We start from the raw sequence: 16966 nt of genomic DNA, 5'->3' as shown, positions 1-16966 counted from the left end.
CGGGCGATTGGCGCGTACCCGCAACCGGTTGCAGGAAGTTTCACCAAACCATCAAAAAGTTGGTTGACACTTAAGCCTGACCGCGTATATTCCGCCCCGTTCCGGCGGGCACCGCCCGAACAAATACCGCAAGCCCCTATGCCCAGGTGGCGGAATTGGTAGACGCGCTGGCTTCAGGTGCCAGTGGCCATTAGGCCGTGGAAGTTCGAGTCTTCTCCTGGGCACCATACCCCAGCACATTTCAGATGTGCTGGGGTATTGTCGTTTTGGGCTAAAAAATATTCAGGACTTGATCCCAATGAACGTAACGCGTTGGGACATCGTTTTGCTGGCTTCAAGGCTTGCCGCGATGTTTGGTGCAAGTGAGTCGAACTGTTCAAAAACGAGGTCAAACCCGATTTTGTGAATCAGTTCCAGCAAGTATTCGCGACGTACCCAGAACGATTTGTTGTTTTCCCAAGACGCCCAGCGCAATTGCTCAAGTTGCTCTGCGCTGGTTTGTGGTGAGAACTCACCGTACCAGCGACCCGGCAGGCCCTCGTTCGTGGTGTTTTCGGATAGTGGGAATTCTCGTTTGCCGTCTTCTGCCAGTGAAACATGGGTTTGCAAGATTAGAAGCTTGCGGGTCTGTTTTGCCAGTTTTTCCAGAAATGCTCTTGGTTGGTCGAGGTGATAAAGAAGGCCACAACAAAAGCTGATATCAAACTCACCATACTTTTCGATATTGAGAACCGTATCTTTTGCAAACCGCAAATTGGGAAGATCTGTGTGCTCCCTGACATACTCACAGCATGCAAAGTTTGTTTCACGAACTTCAATGCCGAGGCTATCCATTCCCATGCGGGCAAATTCCGCCGTGTAACCACCTTCAAGACAGCCAAGATCTACGACGCTGACGCCTTTTTTGCTTCCGGGGAAAACAGTATCGATAAGTTTCCCGGTGCTAACGAACCAAGGGAACTGATCGACTGTATTGGACTCGTCCGGTTTTGTTTCCTGTCCGTTATCAAGACGAACATTGTGGGCCGTGAAGACCGGCATTTCCGAAATTGACATCGCGGTACCTTCATTTTTGCGCAGGATTGCAGTCTATTTTTGAGACAATAGATGTTAAAAGTTAAATTAAGTTTTTACCTTGTAGTTGTGAGATCGCGCTTTTAACCGGTGGGCACTCAAAAATGAGTCTGCTGCTTGCGTTTAGGGAAAAATTTGAGAGTAAATCCTTCGACTTTTGCGGTGCGATGCGCGGTTTGCTGTGTTAAGAACAGGCAAATTTTGACATTTGGAGAACCGCGATGACCAATTTCCTCCATCTCGGAGATCTGCCGGGTGACCTTGATCTTGGAAAGGTCGTAGCCATTGACAGTGAGACCATGGGCCTTAACCCGCACCGCGACCGTTTGTGTGTCGTGCAGCTTTCAAGCGGGGATGGCAATGCCCATCTGGTCAAGTTTGATGGGGAAGATTACAGCGCGCCGAACCTGAAAAAGCTTCTGGCTGATCCGTCTGTGTTGAAGTTGTTTCATTTCGGGCGTTTTGACATCGCAGTAATGGACAAATATCTCGGCGTGCGTTGCGCGCCGGTCTATTGCACCAAGATTGCCTCCAAATTGGTGCGCACCTATACCGACCGTCATGGTCTGAAGGATGTGCTGCGCGAGACCGTCGGGGTCGAGATTTCCAAGCAGCAGCAGAGCTCCGACTGGGGTGCGGCTGAGCTTTCCAAGGAACAGATCGATTACGCGGCCTCGGACGTTTTGTATCTGCACAAGGCCAAGGAAGAGCTGGATCGTCGTCTGGCGCGCGAAGGGCGCACCGAGATCGCGCAGGCCTGTTTTGACTTCCTGCCGACCCGAGCGACGCTTGATCTGGCGGGCTGGGAAGAAACCGATATTTTTGCCCATTCATAAGTTCGGCATAGGGTCGGTTAACCATCTGTGAAGATTGGCGGTGTATGGGGGATGCAATAGAATTGACCCCCACGCCAACCGGGTTCATAGTTTTGGCCCAATGATCTTGCAAGATGGGTCAAATAGCCTACCTCCGGGCGGGAAACGCTAACAAGAAACAGATGACAGTGACCCCAGTCTCAAAAGACATCTCAAACGAGTCCCCCAAAGTGCCAGCACCGGCGAGTGACGCCGATCTTGCCATCGCGCGCCGTGTTCTTGATATCGAGGCCAATGCGCTGCGCGAGCTTGCAGACTCGCTTAATGGTGAGTTCTGCAACGTTATCAACCTGATCGAGGGCCTGAAAGGCCGTCTGGTTGTCACCGGCATGGGCAAAAGCGGCCATATTGCCAAGAAAATTGCCGCGACCTTTGCCTCGACCGGTACCCCGTCCTTTTTCGTGCATCCGGCCGAGGCCAGCCACGGTGATCTGGGCATGATTGGCAAGGATGATGCGGTTCTGGCCCTGTCCAATTCGGGCGAAACCCCGGAACTGTCCGATATCATTGCCTTTACCCGGCGCTTTAACGTGCCGTTGATTGGCATGACCCGCAAACCGGAAAGCTCGCTTGCCAAGCAGTCCGATTGCCCGCTGGTCCTGCCGGCAAGCCCGGAAGCCTGCCCGAACAAGCAGGCACCGACGACATCAACCACCGCCATGCTGGCCCTTGCCGATGCGCTGGCGGTGACATTGATGGAGCGGCGCGGCTTTTCATCCGAAGATTTCCGCACGTTCCACCCCGGTGGCAAGCTGGGTCAGCGGTTGCTGCATGTCCATGATGTGATGCACGGGGTTGATACCCTGCCGCTGATTTCGCCCGATGCCCTGATGGCCGAGGCGCTTGTAACCATGACCAGCCATTCGTTTGGTTGTGTCGGTGTGGTTGATGATGCCGGTGTTCTGGCCGGGATCGTGACCGATGGCGACTTGCGTCGTCACATGGCCGATAATCTGGTGGCGATGAAGGTGGGTGATGTCATGACCACTGGGCCGAAAGTGACCAGTGCTGATGCCCTGGCGGTTGAGGCACTAGCCATCATGAATGATCGTTCGATTACATCCCTGTTTGTCTTGGATGACGGTGGTGTGCCGGTGGGCCTTGTTCATATCCATGATCTGTTGCGCGTTGGGGTGGCATAACGCATGAGCATAGAGGGCACGCCACAGTTCGAAGACCGCGAAAAAAGCCAGAAGGCAGCAGCGCATGACGAACGTCAGGCGCGCCAAGAGCGTGGCTTTTCGCGTGATCGCATGCCCTCGGCCCGGCGCAATGTGCGGATCAATCCGTTCCGGCGTGTCATCGTCAATATGCTGAAATTCGTGCTGCCGCTGATCGCAATGACGATCATGGCGCTGGTGGTTTTGTGGCCGCAGATCGAACAGGTTCAGGATAGTGGTTTTCGGCTTGGCTTTTCGACCTCGCCCGAGGATCTGATGGAAAATGTTGCGATGAGCAATCCGCGCTTCTTTGGCGTGGATGGCAATCGCCAGCCCTTCACGGTGACCGCCAGCGAAGCGGTGGAAACTGACGCAACCGAAACACGGCCCGATCATGTCTATCTGTCCGGTCCGCAGGCCGACATCACGCTGAATGACGGATCGTGGATTGCGATGACCGCCAACGAAGGCTTCTATACCGAAACCGACGGGATGCTTGATCTGGTGGGTACGGTCAATATGTACCACGACAACGGTTTTGAAATTCACACCGAGGAAGCTGAAATCGCCATGAATTCCGGCAGTGCCAGCGGTGATGTGCCGGTTGACGGGCAGGGGCCGTTTGGCACCATTGCATCGGATTCCGGGTTTGAGCTTGAAGACAAGGGGGCGGTGATCCGCTTTTTGGGGAAATCCCGGCTGGTGGTTTTCGACAGTGCATTGAATTCGACGGAGCAATGAGAGGGAAGTCATGATTGCGATGCCGCATCTCGCCCGCAAGACTGGAACGCTGCTGACACCCCTTTTGCTGGGGGGCCTTATGCTGGGTGCGGCCGCGCTTGGCCTGTCGGCCATGGCAAAGGATGCTGCGGCCAATCCGTTGGGTTTGGCCCAGAACGGCAGTGGCGGACTTGAAGTCGAGTCTGATAACGGCATCGAATGGCGCCGCAATGAACAGATCCTGATTGCCCGTGGCAATGCGGTGGCCAAACGGGGTTCCTCGCGCGTCGATGCCGACGAGTTGCAGGCGCTCTATCGTGATCGCGACGGCAGTAGCGAGATTTACCGCATCATTGCGGTTGGCAATGTCAAATTGTCGTCCGATACCGATGTCGCGGTCGGTGATCGAGCGGTCTATGACATTGACGAGGCCGTGGTTGTTCTGACCGGTGATAACCTTAAATACAGCACGCCCAATGAAACCCTGACCGCGCGCGACAGCCTTGAATATTGGGAGACGGAGCGTGTCGCGGTTGCACGCGGTGATGCGGTTGCGGTGTCCGAAGATCGCACGCTGCGCGGTGATGTTTTGACCGCGCGCTTTGAGGCCGGTTCGGATGGCGCAAATGAATTGCGCCGCATTGACGGGCAGGGCAATGTGAATATTCGCACAGCAACAGAGTTTGTTGTCGGCGATCAGGGTGTTTATGATGCGAAAACAGGTATCGCCACCCTTATCGGATCGGTTAAGATCACCCGCGGGGAGAACCAGTTGAACGGGGATCGTGCCGTGGTCGATCTGAATACCGGGATCAGTCGTCTGACGGCTGACGGTAATGGCGATGGCAAAACCCGCGTTCGGGGCCTTCTGGTTCCGCAAAAAGACGAAAACAACAGCCCGGCCGATGCCGGGACCGGTAACTGAGAAAGGTCGGTCATTTGTTCTGGTCGCGCAAAAGCGTAAAATCCGACAACGCAAAGGCGACAGCTGTATCTGGCAGCGCACAGCCAACTGAAGGCGGGGCAAGCGGCCCGCGCCTGATCACCACCAACAAGGGTCTTGTGGCGCATAATCTGGGCAAGAGCTTTAAAAAGCGCCCGGTGCTGAAAGATGTCTCGGTTTCGGTGCAGCGCGGCGAAGCGGTCGGTCTTCTGGGGCCGAACGGGGCCGGCAAGACCACCAGTTTCTATATCATTACCGGCCTGATTGCCGCAGACCGTGGCACGATTTCCCTTGATGGGCGCGATATCACCATGATGCCGATGTATCAGCGTGCGCGCATGGGAATCGGCTATTTGCCGCAGGAAGCCTCGATCTTCCGCGGTATGACGGTTGAACAGAACATCATGGCCGTGCTTGAAGTGGTCGAGGATGACCGCATCAAGCGCGAACAGTCGCTTGAAGACCTTCTGGCAGAATTTGCCATCGAACATTTGCGCCGCACACCGGCTCTGGCCCTTTCGGGCGGGGAACGTCGCCGTTGCGAGATCGCGCGTGCCTTGGCAGCCCATCCGAACTTTGTTCTGCTTGATGAACCACTTGCCGGGATTGACCCGATTGCAGTGGGTGATATTCGCGATCTTGTACGTCATCTGAAAGATCGTGGCATTGGGGTCTTGATTACTGACCACAATGTGCGCGAGACTCTAGACATTATCGACCGGGCATATATCTTGCATGATGGTCGGGTTCTGATGGAAGGTGGTCCTGAGGAAATCGTCAGAAACGACGATGTACGAAGGGTTTATCTGGGCGATCGTTTCAGCCTTTGATAACACCCACCAGACCGTCAACCAAGTCTAGGGGGAGTTCGGATTGACACGGGGTAGTGCATAAATGGCCCTGAAGGCGCGTCTGGATCTACGCCAGTCCCAGTCACTTGTCATGACTCCCCAGCTGCAGCAGGCAATCAAACTGCTGCAATTCAATAATATTGAGCTTTCCAATTTCATCGACAGTGAACTGATGGAAAACCCGCTGTTGGAGCGGGCCGATCCCGGCCAGACCTATGCCGAGGCCGGTGATGGTGCGGTTGGCAATGGCGATGAAGGCCTTGATAGCCGATCAAACGACAATTTCACTGACCGCGATGACCGGTTCGGCACCGATCGCCTGACGTCCAGCGAAACCATGGGCAGTGATGACGGCCCGCTGGATGTTTCAAGCGACGCGCTTTATGGCGGCGAGGGTGAAATCACCCGCAACGGTGAACCGGTTTCAGGCAGTCATGATTATTCCGCGCCCTATAGCGGGGGTGCGGGTGGCGGTGCCGGCGGTTCGGCCGCAGGTGGGGATGACCTTCCGGGGCTTGAGCAAACGCTGGCCGATGAAGCGACATTGCGCCAGACCCTTGATGATCAGCTCAATATCGCTTTTGCCGATGCCACGTCGCGTATGATCGGCAGTTACCTGATCGATATGCTTGATGAAAATGGCTATATCAGCGGCGATCTTGATGAAGTTTCCGAATCCCTTGAATGCGATATCGCGGATGTCGAACGCGTTCTGAAGGTCATGCAGGGCTTTGACCCGGTTGGCATTTTTGCCCGCGATCTGGCGGAATGTCTGGAATTGCAACTGCGCGAACTCAACCGGTTTGATCCGGCGATGGCGGCCCTTCTGGCCAATCTTGATTTGCTGGCCAAGCGGGACTTTGATCGCCTGCGTCGGGTGTGCGGCGTCGATTCGGATGATCTCCATGACATGATCGCCGAGATCAAAACCCTTGATCCGCGCCCGGGCAAGACCGCCGATGGCGAAATCGCAACCCCGGTGATCCCGGACGTTTTGATGCGTGCGGCGGGCAATGGCAACTGGCACCTGGAACTGAATTCCGAAGCCCTGCCGCGGGTTCTGGTCAATGAAGACTATGTCGCCCAGATCGGGTCGGGTTTGCGTGATCGCGAAGAGCGCGGCTTCATGAGTGAGAAGCTGCAAAGTGCGAATTGGCTGGTCAAGGCGCTGCATCAGCGTGCGACCACGATCATGAAGGTCGCCAGCGAAATCGTGCGCCAGCAGGACGGGTTCTTTACCCACGGGGTTGCGCATCTGCGGCCACTGATCCTGCGCGACATCGCCGAAGCAATCGGCATGCATGAAAGTACGGTTTCACGTGTAACCAACGGCAAGTTCATGGCAACACCGCGCGGCATGTTCGAGCTGAAATATTTCTTCACCACGGCAATTTCATCTTCAGATGGTGGGGACGCCTATTCGTCCGAAGCGGTGCGTCACCGGATCAAGTCCTTGATCGACAACGAAGAACCCAAGAAGATTTTGTCGGATGACAAACTGGTTGAGCTTCTGGGCAAGGAAGGGATCGACATCGCGCGTCGAACAGTGGCAAAATACCGCGAAGCGATGCGCATCCCATCGTCAGTGCAGCGTCGGCGCGAGAAAAAATCACGTGCTTCCTAGCACGAATTTATCGAAAAAACGCACCTTAAGGTGCTGTAATTCAAGGGAACATACCCATATCTTGACTTGGTAATGACGAGGGAATATGGTGCGCCCACCTACGAGAGGGGCACCAAACTGGTATGTCACTCAACCGGGGATAGGCGATCCATGCAAATTACGGTTATCGGTAAGCAACTTGACGTTGGCGATGCTTTTCGCCAGCACGTCGTCGAGACCTTGGACCCTGCAGTAGAGAAGTATTTCGATCACGCGATTGAAGCCACGGTGACTGTCACCAAACAGGCACATCTCTATCACGCGCAGATTTCGGTCCATGTCGGCAAGGGCATGATGGTTCAGGCCAAGGCATCAGCGAACGAGGTTTATCCCGCGTTTGATGCAGCCTGTGACAGAGTGGCCAAACAGTTGCGGCGTTATAAACGACGCCTGCGTGACCATCACGCAACCCGTGACCACTATGAGGAGGCTCGCCTGGAGGCGATCCACTATGTGATCGCACAGGAAGATGAAGATCAAACGGACGATAATCACACAAATGGTTTCGAGCCAGTGATTGTTGCCGAGACACCCGATCGCATCGATACGCTTTCCGTTGGGGAAGCTGTCATGCGGCTCGACTTGGGGGACATTCCGGCGCTTATGTTCCGGAATGGCAAACATGGCGGACTGAACGTTGTATATCGTCGCTCGGACGGAAATATCGGCTGGTTGGACCCAAACGATAATGAAGCGAGTGGCGCGTGACAGACACAGATTCCGAGCCAAACAACGCAACGCGAAAAATGGACATATCATCTATTCTTACTCCGTCCGGAGTTATTCCGGCACTGCGTGCCGGTGCGAAGAAGGCTGTGCTTGAGGAACTTGCCGAAAAGGCCGCCGAAGTTACCGGCCGCCCTGCAAGCGAGATTTTCTCTGTCCTGCTTGACCGTGAAAAGCTTGGCAGTACCGGTGTCGGTGGCGGTGTCGCGATTCCGCATGGCAAGCTCAATGATCTGGACCGCCTGTATATGGTCTTTGCCCGTGCAGGCAATCCGATCGAGTTTGACGCGGTTGATGAACACCCGGTCGACCTTTTCTGCATGCTGATTGCGCCCGAAGAAGCCGGTGCTGATCACCTGAAGGCACTGGCACGGATTTCCCGTCTGCTGCGCAACCAGGGCATGTGCGACAAGCTCCGCGGTGCCGGATCTGCAGATGCGATTTACGCATTGCTGACCCAGGACGAGGCCGAACAGGCCGCCTGAAAAGGTCAGTGAGTGGCGGGTAACCCCCGTAACAGACACAAGATTTAAAAAACCGGACGCCTGATTGGGCGTCCGGTTTTGTTTTGGGATAGTGGACCCTTCGGTAGACCGAGTGGGGCTTTTGGCCTGATCAGGCTTCGGCGGTCTTGGGTTCTTCGGGGTCCTTTACGTCTGTCAGGCGCGCGGCCAGAACAACGAGATAAAGCACCGGAATGCCGATCACGGCTGTGCCGATAAAGAACCAGCTATATCCGACCGCATCAACCACCGTGCCCGAGAAGCCGGCAAGGATTTTCGGGAACAGGGTCATGATCGAACTGAAGATCGCGTACTGCATCGCGGTGAACGAGATATTGGTCAGGCCCGACAGATAGGCGATGAAGGCTGCCGTTGCGAGACCACCCGACAAGTTATCGGCCATGATGACAACGACAAACATCGTGGTGTCGGGGCCAAGCTGTGCCATGAAGGCAAACAGGACATTGGTGATCGCCGATAACAACGCGCCAAGAAACAGGATCCGCACCACGCCATAGCGGACAGACAGAACCCCGCCCAGGAAACTGCCGCCAATGGTCATGAACAGGCCGAATGTCTTGGAAACGGCGGCGATTTCTTCCTTGGAATAACCAAGGTCGGTGTAAAACACGTTGGCCATCACGCCCATAACGATATCGGCGATGCGATACACCCCGATCAGGGCCAGGATGACGATGGCGGCCTTGCCATATCGGTCAATGAAGTCCTTGACCGGCGAGATATAGGTTTCCTGAACCATGCCGGTCGGTGTCAGGCCAACCCGGGTGGTGAGCCAGGCAACAAGGATGGCAAATCCGACCGAAATGGCCAGTTTGACGGTACCGGCAATAAAGCCTGACAACTCGCTGATCATGCCGCCGTCAGTCAGGGCGGTTTTTAGCGGATTGGTGATTTCACCGGCATAGACATTGGCAAGGATGAAGGCGATCACGGTAAGCCCGAACATCGCCAGAAACCGGACATAGTCAGATGTTTCGTGGAAATATTTGCTGTCGAGCTTTACGACCTTGGGCTCGCTGACAAGAAGGGTGGTGATCACGCCCACACACATCGCAAGTGCCATGCAGGCATAGGCCACCGTCCAGGCATGGTGTTGATAGGTACCTTCGGCTTCAAACAATCCGGCAATGGTCAGGGCCCCGGCACCAGCGACGATCATGCCAATGCGATAACCACCTATATAGGCCGAACTCATCATCGCCTGAAGGTCGGCATCGGCGGCCTCGATGCGATAGGCGTCAATAACAATGTCCTGGGTGGCAGAGGCAAAACCAAGCGCAACCGCGGCAAAGGCCATCATGGTCAGGTTTTCTGCAGGGTCGGTCAGTCCCATCCACAGGATGGCGGCGATGATGCCGCCCTGGGCAATGATCAGCCAACTGCGCCGACGGCCCAGAATGCCGTGCAAAACCGGCAGGGGCAGACGGTCAATCAGCGGCGCCCAGACAAACTTGAAAGAATAGCCAAGTGCTGCCCAGCTGAAATAGGTGACGGTGGAACGATCCACACCTGCTTCGCGCAGCCAGATCGACAGGGTGGAGAAAATCAGAAGGATGGGAATGCCGGCCGACAGTCCCAGAAACAGCATCGTGATCACGCGCGGATGAATAAAGGCCCCAAAGGCCTCGCCCCAGCTTCGTTTTTCTGTGCTGCGCATCGATTTCCCCCAACTTGAAGCATGCTGTCATGAAGCTAGGGCAAACAGGTTAAGGAAAGCCGAAACATCGGGCTGTGTGGCGAAAACGCGAACAGCAAAAAGGCCGATCCATATGGACCGGCCTTTTTGAATTCGGCTTGGCAAGAGAAGGGCTTAGCCTTCTTTCTTGCGGCTTTCGCGCTTACGCACGTTCGGATCAAGGTGCAGCTTACGGATACGAACGCTTTTCGGGGTCACTTCGACCAGTTCATCGTCCTGAATGTAAGACAGCGCTTCTTCAAGCGACATACGACGCGGCGGGGTCAGGGTAACAGCTTCGTCCTTGCCCGATGCACGCACGTTGGTCAGCTTCTTGCCCTTGAGCACGTTGACTTCAAGGTCGTTGTCACGGTTGTGTTCACCGATGATCATGCCCTGATAGACGCGTTCGCCATGTTCGATGAACATGATGCCACGATCTTCAAGGTTAAACAGGGCATAGGCCACTGCTTCGCCCTGATCGTTGGAGATCAGCGCACCGTTACGACGGCCGGCGATAGAGCCCTTGACCGGGCCATAGGAATGGAACACGCGGTTCATAACGCCGGTACCGCGGGTATCGGTCAGGAATTCACCGTGATACCCGATCAGGCCACGCGACGGCGCAATAAAGATGATACGGGTCTTGCCACCACCGGAAGAACGCATGTCGGTCATTTCAGCCTTGCGCAGGCTCATTTTCTCGACCACGACGCCGGAATATTCTTCGTCAACGTCAACCTGGACTTCTTCGAACGGTTCGGACAGAACGCCGTCGATTTCCTTGAACAGAACGCGTGGACGCGAGATCGACAGTTCGAAGCCTTCGCGACGCATGGTTTCCACCAGAACGCCCAGCTGAAGTTCGCCACGACCGGCAACCTCGAATGCGTCCTTGTCTTCGGTTTCACCGATCTTGATCGCGATGTTGCCTTCGGCTTCGCGTTCCAGACGGGCACGGATCATGCGCGAGGTAACCTTGTCGCCTTCCTGACCGGCCAGCGGCGAGTTGTTGACCGAGAAGGTCATCGCCAGGGTCGGCGGATCGATCGGCTGGCTTTCGATTGCGGTGGTAACTTCGGTGGAGCAGATGGTGTCAGCCACGGTTGCTTCGGTCAGACCGGCAATCGCGATGATGTCACCGGCAACGGCTTCTTCCTGGGGGACACGTTCCAGACCGCGGAAACCCATCAGTTTCGACAGACGACCGGTTTCAACCGTGCCATCGCCGCGAATAACCTTCACCGGCATGTTGAGTTTCGCACGGCCCTGATAAACACGGCCGGTCAGAATACGACCAAGGAAGTTATCGGCATGCAGCATGGTTGCCAGCATGGCAAACGGTGCTTTTTCATCAACGTCCGGTGCCGGAACGTGGCTCAGAACCAGTTCCATCAGCGGGGTCAGGTTTTCTTTCGGGCCTTCCGGATTTTCAGCTGCCCAGCCGTCACGGCCGGATGCGTAGAGAACCGGGAAGTCGAGCTGTTCTTCGGATGCTTCGAGCGATACGAACAGATCGAAAATCTCGTCGAGGACTTCCTCGGCGCGCTGGTCCGGACGGTCGATCTTGTTGATGATAACAATCGGCTTCAGACCGAGTTTAAGCGCCTTGCCCAGAACGAATTTGGTCTGCGGCATCGGGCCTTCGGCCGAGTCAACCAGCAGGACAACACCTTCAACCATGGACAGGATACGTTCGACCTCACCACCGAAATCGGCGTGGCCCGGGGTATCGACGATGTTTACACGGGTTTCGCCCCACTGAACGGCCGTCGGTTTCGCGACGATGGTGATGCCACGTTCACGTTCCAGGTCGTTGCTGTCCATGGCGCGTTCGTCAACACGCTGGTTGTCACGATAGACACCGGACTGGCGGAACATGGAATCGACCAGCGTGGTTTTGCCGTGGTCAACGTGGGCGATGATGGCGATATTGCGCAAGCTCATGGGCGCGGACTCCAGAAATAAAAATGCCGCGCGCCGGGTCATGCCCATGCGCATCGGTCAGTAAGTAAGTGTTTCAAGGCCAGTAGATATTCAGCAACAAGCGCGATGGTTGCCGCCGGTATCACCGGTGGGAAACCCACATCAACGTATGTGCTGAATGTTTACTGGCCCGGATCGTAATCGTGCAGATATACCCGAAGGCCGCCCTGTCATAGCCAATGTTAAGGCGAAAGGCCAGCGTTGTAAGCGCCATGTCGGGTTGATTATTCTGCAATGCGGGCTGTTTGCGCCAAACTCTGGACAAAGTCAATGATTGTGTTGCGCTGCAGCGCCATGCAAACCCGGCCTTCGCGACAGAAAAAACGGGACGGCAACGAAATGTTGCCGTCCCATGAAATCTTTCAAACATCCGCACTCTTTATATAAAAGAGCGATCAGAGTGCCTTTGCGATCAGTTCCTTGAGATCCGCATCCGGGCGCGCACCCATATGCGAAATCACCTCAGCCGCGCAGATCGCACCCAGCTGACCACAGATCTCAAGGGTGTGACCCTGGGTGTAGCCATACAGGAAGCCCGACGCGAACAGATCGCCAGCACCCGTGGTGTCGACCACTTTGGCGACCGGTTCGGCGCTGATTTCATAAAGTTCGTCCTGGCTTACGATGACAGCACCCTTTTCACTGCGGGTCAGGGCAGCAACGCGGCAATGCTTGCGGACTTCGGCCAGTGCTTCTTCAAAGGTCTCGACCTCGTAAAGCGACTTGATTTCTTCCTCGTTGGCAAACAGGACGTCGATATGGTCGTCGACCAGTTCGCGGAAGGATTCGCGGTGGCGATCAACGCAGAAGGAATCAGACAGGCTGATCGAAACCTGACGGCCGGCATCATGGGCAACCTTGGCGGCCTTAACAAAGGCATCCTTGGCTTCGGGGCGATCCCACAGATAGCCTTCCATGTAGGTGACCTTGGCCGATTTGATCAGGTCTTCGTCAATATCATCCGGGCCAAGCTCTGTGCAGGCACCGAGGAAGGTGTTCATGGTGCGGTGACCATCCGGGGTGACAAAGATCAGGCAACGCGCCGTCGGGGAACCCTCGGTCGCGGCTGCAGAATCAAACGCGACACCAATCGCGCGGATGTCATGGCGGAAAACCTGGCCCAGCTGATCATCACGCACCTTGCCGATATAGGCACCATTGCCGCCAAGGGCTGCGATACCAGCCATGGTATTGCCAGCCGATCCGCCCGACATCTCAAGGCCCGGACCCATCTGGTCATACAGCGCATCGGCCCGGTCGGCATCAATCAGGGTCATGGCGTTTTTGACAAGCTCAAGACGCGCAAGGTCTTCTTCCTTGCAGTGGGCAAGGACGTCGACAATGGCGTTGCCGATCCCGACGACGTCGAATTTGGTGTCGTTCATATAGTAAATTCCTGCGGTTATGTGGGCTCAGACCCTGATTTACACGGCACAGTGAAAAGTCGTTAGGCCAAGCCGCGCGTGCGTTGGCCGCGATCATTTTCAGTGCCGCTGATACTGACTGTTGCGGAGTATAGGGAATGCGATTTTCGGTGCAAGCTTTGCAACTGTTTCGTGCCCGGTCGTTTAACCTGTCCTTAACCTCGTCAAAAAACTGCAAAAGATGTTTTTTTGGGAGCTGATCGGTGAAATTCGATCTGGATCCGGTTCGAATTTACGGATCACGACTGCAAAAATTGATTCTGAATGCGCACTGCCAAGAACGGCCGGGCGCAAAGCCCCGGAAATCAACGGTTCGGGCTTTGTTTAGACTTTTCGCAGGTAACGGCGCGCAAATGGTGCGAAAACCCCGTAAAAATGTCGAAACAAGAAGATTTATATGATTTTGAATCGCCGATTCGCCCGGTTTTGCGACGGAGAGGTTTCGAGACAAACCGGTTTGTCTTTGGATAGATACAAATAAAAAATGCTATAATGCGCTATATAAATAACTTTAATTAATCTTAAATTCGGAAAATATCTATTTCGTTGCCGCATAAGCTGGCAACACCTTGGTCAGGAACATCTCGCCAAATGCGACATTTCTGGCCCGCAGCACAGGATTTTTGGGCGCTATTTAGGGGTTATTTATCGGGGAAAAGCGGGATCGGGGCGTTGTCGTCTGCCGATCCGGTGTCGTCCTTGTCGGTGTATTCCGGCACGACCTTGTTCTTTTCAGTAAGTGCGGCCCCGGGGCCCGCTTCATGACGGACCCTTTCATACAATTCTTCGATCACTGCTTCGATCCGGGCGCGATGAAGCGGGTCTTCGCAGCGTTTGACGAACTGTTCAAACGCACCAAGCGCCATATGGTCCTGGTCAAGGCGGGCATAGAGCGCGCCAAGCTGATGCCAAAGCCCTTCATGGTCCGGCGCGATCAGCAAACTGTGTTCGACAACACGGGTTGCGAGCTCCAGTTCACCGGCGCGAAGCGCCCGTACCTTTATGTTGTTTTGAAGCCGTAACAAAATATCGATGTCGGATGACGGCCGGTAATGGTGGGGCGCCAGTTCGGCATCAAGACCACTGAATGACTTCAGCAATTCACGTAATTCTGCCGGACCGAGACTGATCGCGCCATGGAACGGGTCGATCATCTTGCGTTTGCCATTGGCCTGCACACGCAGCAGGAAATGACCGGGAAAATCAATGCCGGTGACGGCAATGCCGCACCGCATGGCCGCGTGGATATAGAGCATGCCAAGGGCAACCGGCAGGCCGCGCTTGCGCTCGATCACCTGCATCAGATCGGCATTGGCAATGTCATCATAGTTTTCCGCATCCCCCTGAAAGCCATTGCGTTCGGCAATCACGGTCTGCAGGGCGCGCACGACCTGATCAATGGTCGGCTCGGCTTCCTTGTCATCAACCGGCAGGGCCTGCTGATCCGTGCCATCGGTGGCAAGATCGGGCTGCAAGGTCAGACCGGCCAACTCGGCGCGGACCTGATCGGCGAGATCATCCAAAATCGCAATGAACGGCGCGACATCGCGTTTATGGGTGCCGTTCGATTGATTCAGACGGGCAAAATGCAGGGCTGCCTCCGCCACGCTGGCGTGAGGTTTCAGGCCCTTGCCATAATCGACAAGCCATTGGCGATCCGGATCGGTCGGTGCTGTTATGTGGCTTACGGTACTGATGGCTCAGGTTCCTTGTCGGATGGCATCGTCTTTCAGACGGATATGACTGACAACCCGTTTGACATAGCTGGTGTCCCGGGCATGTGAAATCACGCGACTGCGTTCATGGTCGTCCTGGGCAATTCCCATCAGATGGACGGTGCCATTGACGGTCTCGACGCTGTAATTGATGGCGAAAACATCACCGTCAAACATCAATGCAGTCTTGATCTTGGTGGTGATCAACAGATCGCTTGCACTATCAACAAGCGTCAGGCCGTCACCGATCTCAATCTCGTTATGAACACTTTTGACCCCGCTAACCTGCCAGCTTAGGCGCACAGCTTCAAGTTGATCAGCCACGGTGGGCACCTGACCGGCCAAAAGAACTTCGCCTTCAACCACTTCAATCTCGATATCGAGAAACAGTTTTTCGTCCTGTGCCAGAAACTTCTGCCAGATCTGGGCGGTGATCGCCGTATCACTGACAGCACCGTTAAAGCCGCGCTCCTGAAAGGCGGCAACACCGGCGGTTGCGCCAGCTCCGAGCACAACAGATGTAGGCGTGCATCCCGAAAGCGGCAAAATGCACATTCCCGTCAGCAGAAGTGCCCTGGCAAAGCCAAGTGGTCGATTGACCATTCTTATTGGTGACATTAACGGATGTCTCGTCCAGTTCCCCCAAGTCTTACAACACCCATCATGGCCCGCGGGGGTTAAAGAGACTTAAAACACTGGCCGGTTTATCAGTAAAAATGCATTTTTCTGCGAATTCGTGCCCGAAATCGATGTCGCAGGGCGACGATCACAGGGTGTTGCTGGCGAATAATTCCGTCCAACGTCCGGGTGACACACCATAAGTCTGGCGGAAATGGCGGTTGAAATGGCTTTGATCGGCAAATCCGGTTTCGGCGGCAATTCCGGCCAGGGGTTGCCCAATCATCATCAATGCACGTGCCTTTTGCAGGCGACGCATCATCAGATATCGATAGGGTGTGGTTCCGAACCGCGCACGGAAATGCCGGATCAGGCGAAAACGGTCCATACCGGCAACTTGTTCAAGCTCGTCAGATTGTACCGGACGGTCAAAGTTATCTTCCAGAAAGGCGCGCACCTGATCCATGCTTTGGCTAGCCGTAAAGCGCGGGCGTTTCAGTGGTGCCTTGGCATGCAATGACAGGCGCCGGGCGATGTCGCTGACAAACTGATCGCGCAAAAGCGGATCCATGTCGCTTTCAAGTTCCCCCAAAGCCGAGGCCATGATCGACCACAAAACCGGGTCCTGAATAACCGGTTCACCGACAAAGGGCAGGGGATCGGCTTCGTGATCAAGGCCCGATCGCAACAGGGCCGGTTCAAGATACAGCATGCGATATTGCAAGCCGTCTTCGGTTCCAGCGCCGCCGTCATGCAGCTCGTCAGGATGCAGGATGATGACATTACCTGGATTGCTGGCGCGAAATTCCCCGCGATAATTAAAGGTCTGGACACCTTTTAAGGTGATGCCCAGCGCATAGGTGTCGTGGCGATGCGGGGTGAACATATTGCCATAGAACAGGGCTTCGATCCGCTCGATCCCGGGTGCGGTCGGGGCAGCAACGAAGCGTTCGCGCCTTTTGCACAAACGTTCAATACCGCGATCATCTGCCTGTTCTATTGCTTCTTTCAT

General features: G+C 55.3%; 15 protein-coding genes and 1 tRNA gene. 9 read left to right on the top strand and 7 right to left on the bottom strand.

Annotated elements, in window-relative coordinates:
• The first annotated feature begins 140 nt into the window (after nucleotides 1-140).
• Nucleotides 141-227, top strand: a tRNA-Leu gene (locus TH4_RS05055).
• A gap of 55 nt (nucleotides 228-282) precedes the next feature.
• Here the strand turns inward: TH4_RS05055 and TH4_RS05050 are convergent.
• Nucleotides 283-1056 carry a class I SAM-dependent methyltransferase gene (locus TH4_RS05050; protein WP_083996980.1) on the bottom strand — a complete coding sequence of 258 codons (774 nt, stop codon included), beginning with the start codon at nucleotides 1054-1056 and terminating at the stop codon, nucleotides 283-285.
• A 239-nt stretch (nucleotides 1057-1295) separates the two neighbouring features.
• On the opposite strand from TH4_RS05050, the gene TH4_RS05045 reads away from it, so the two are divergent.
• The 8 genes from TH4_RS05045 (at nucleotide 1296) to ptsN (ending at nucleotide 8497) form a co-directional block, all read left to right on the top strand.
• Nucleotides 1296-1910 carry a ribonuclease D gene (locus TH4_RS05045; RefSeq protein ID WP_008888701.1) on the top strand — a complete coding sequence of 205 codons (615 nt, stop codon included), beginning with the start codon at nucleotides 1296-1298 and terminating at the stop codon, nucleotides 1908-1910.
• Between the two features lie 161 nt (nucleotides 1911-2071).
• Complete coding sequence (locus TH4_RS05040) at nucleotides 2072-3091, top strand: KpsF/GutQ family sugar-phosphate isomerase (protein ID WP_209272095.1); 1020 nt, start codon at nucleotides 2072-2074, stop codon at nucleotides 3089-3091.
• A 3-nt stretch (nucleotides 3092-3094) separates the two neighbouring features.
• Nucleotides 3095-3850: an LPS export ABC transporter periplasmic protein LptC gene (gene lptC, locus TH4_RS05035; RefSeq protein ID WP_064780189.1), complete on the top strand. Its 756-nt coding sequence runs from the start codon at nucleotides 3095-3097 to the stop codon at nucleotides 3848-3850.
• A gap of 10 nt (nucleotides 3851-3860) precedes the next feature.
• On the top strand, nucleotides 3861-4754 hold the full coding sequence (locus tag TH4_RS05030; protein WP_064780188.1) for an LptA/OstA family protein: 894 nt from the start codon (nucleotides 3861-3863) through the stop codon (nucleotides 4752-4754).
• Nucleotides 4755-4768: 14 nt separating this feature from the next.
• A complete protein-coding gene (gene lptB, locus TH4_RS05025; RefSeq protein WP_064780187.1) occupies nucleotides 4769-5602 on the top strand; it encodes an LPS export ABC transporter ATP-binding protein in 834 nt (277 codons plus the stop codon).
• Between the two features lie 64 nt (nucleotides 5603-5666).
• On the top strand, nucleotides 5667-7247 hold the full coding sequence (rpoN, locus tag TH4_RS05020) for an RNA polymerase factor sigma-54 (protein WP_064780186.1): 1581 nt from the start codon (nucleotides 5667-5669) through the stop codon (nucleotides 7245-7247).
• Between the two features lie 150 nt (nucleotides 7248-7397).
• Entirely contained in the window at nucleotides 7398-7994 is a 597-nt protein-coding gene (gene hpf, locus TH4_RS05015) for a ribosome hibernation-promoting factor, HPF/YfiA family (RefSeq protein ID WP_008888695.1), read from the top strand.
• Between the two features lie 38 nt (nucleotides 7995-8032).
• Nucleotides 8033-8497: a PTS IIA-like nitrogen regulatory protein PtsN gene (gene ptsN / locus TH4_RS05010; RefSeq protein ID WP_008888694.1), complete on the top strand. Its 465-nt coding sequence runs from the start codon at nucleotides 8033-8035 to the stop codon at nucleotides 8495-8497.
• Between the two features lie 130 nt (nucleotides 8498-8627).
• Here the strand turns inward: ptsN and TH4_RS05005 are convergent, their stop codons facing one another.
• From TH4_RS05005 to TH4_RS04980, 6 genes are all read right to left on the bottom strand, one after another.
• On the bottom strand, nucleotides 8628-10193 hold the full coding sequence (locus tag TH4_RS05005) for an AmpG family muropeptide MFS transporter (RefSeq protein WP_064780185.1): 1566 nt from the start codon (nucleotides 10191-10193) through the stop codon (nucleotides 8628-8630).
• Between the two features lie 153 nt (nucleotides 10194-10346).
• Entirely contained in the window at nucleotides 10347-12158 is a 1812-nt protein-coding gene (gene typA / locus TH4_RS05000; RefSeq protein WP_063086392.1) for a translational GTPase TypA, read from the bottom strand.
• 434 nt (nucleotides 12159-12592) lie between these two features.
• Nucleotides 12593-13582 carry an adenosine kinase gene (locus TH4_RS04995; protein ID WP_064780184.1) on the bottom strand — a complete coding sequence of 330 codons (990 nt, stop codon included), beginning with the start codon at nucleotides 13580-13582 and terminating at the stop codon, nucleotides 12593-12595.
• A 680-nt stretch (nucleotides 13583-14262) separates the two neighbouring features.
• Nucleotides 14263-15228, bottom strand: coding sequence for a SirB1 family protein (locus tag TH4_RS04990; protein WP_064780183.1), 966 nt, complete (start codon nucleotides 15226-15228; stop codon nucleotides 14263-14265).
• Between the two features lie 93 nt (nucleotides 15229-15321).
• A complete protein-coding gene (locus TH4_RS04985) occupies nucleotides 15322-15954 on the bottom strand; it encodes a BON domain-containing protein (protein ID WP_143588679.1) in 633 nt (210 codons plus the stop codon).
• Between the two features lie 148 nt (nucleotides 15955-16102).
• On the bottom strand, nucleotides 16103-16966 hold the full coding sequence (locus tag TH4_RS04980; RefSeq protein ID WP_064780182.1) for an AraC family transcriptional regulator: 864 nt from the start codon (nucleotides 16964-16966) through the stop codon (nucleotides 16103-16105).

The sequence above is a fragment of the Thalassospira tepidiphila MCCC 1A03514 genome, from assembly GCF_001662875.1.
GTDB classification, from domain to species: Bacteria; Pseudomonadota; Alphaproteobacteria; order Rhodospirillales; family Thalassospiraceae; genus Thalassospira; species Thalassospira tepidiphila.
Note: the sequence above shows the minus strand (reverse complement) of the source record. Positions and strands in the feature narration are given on the sequence as shown.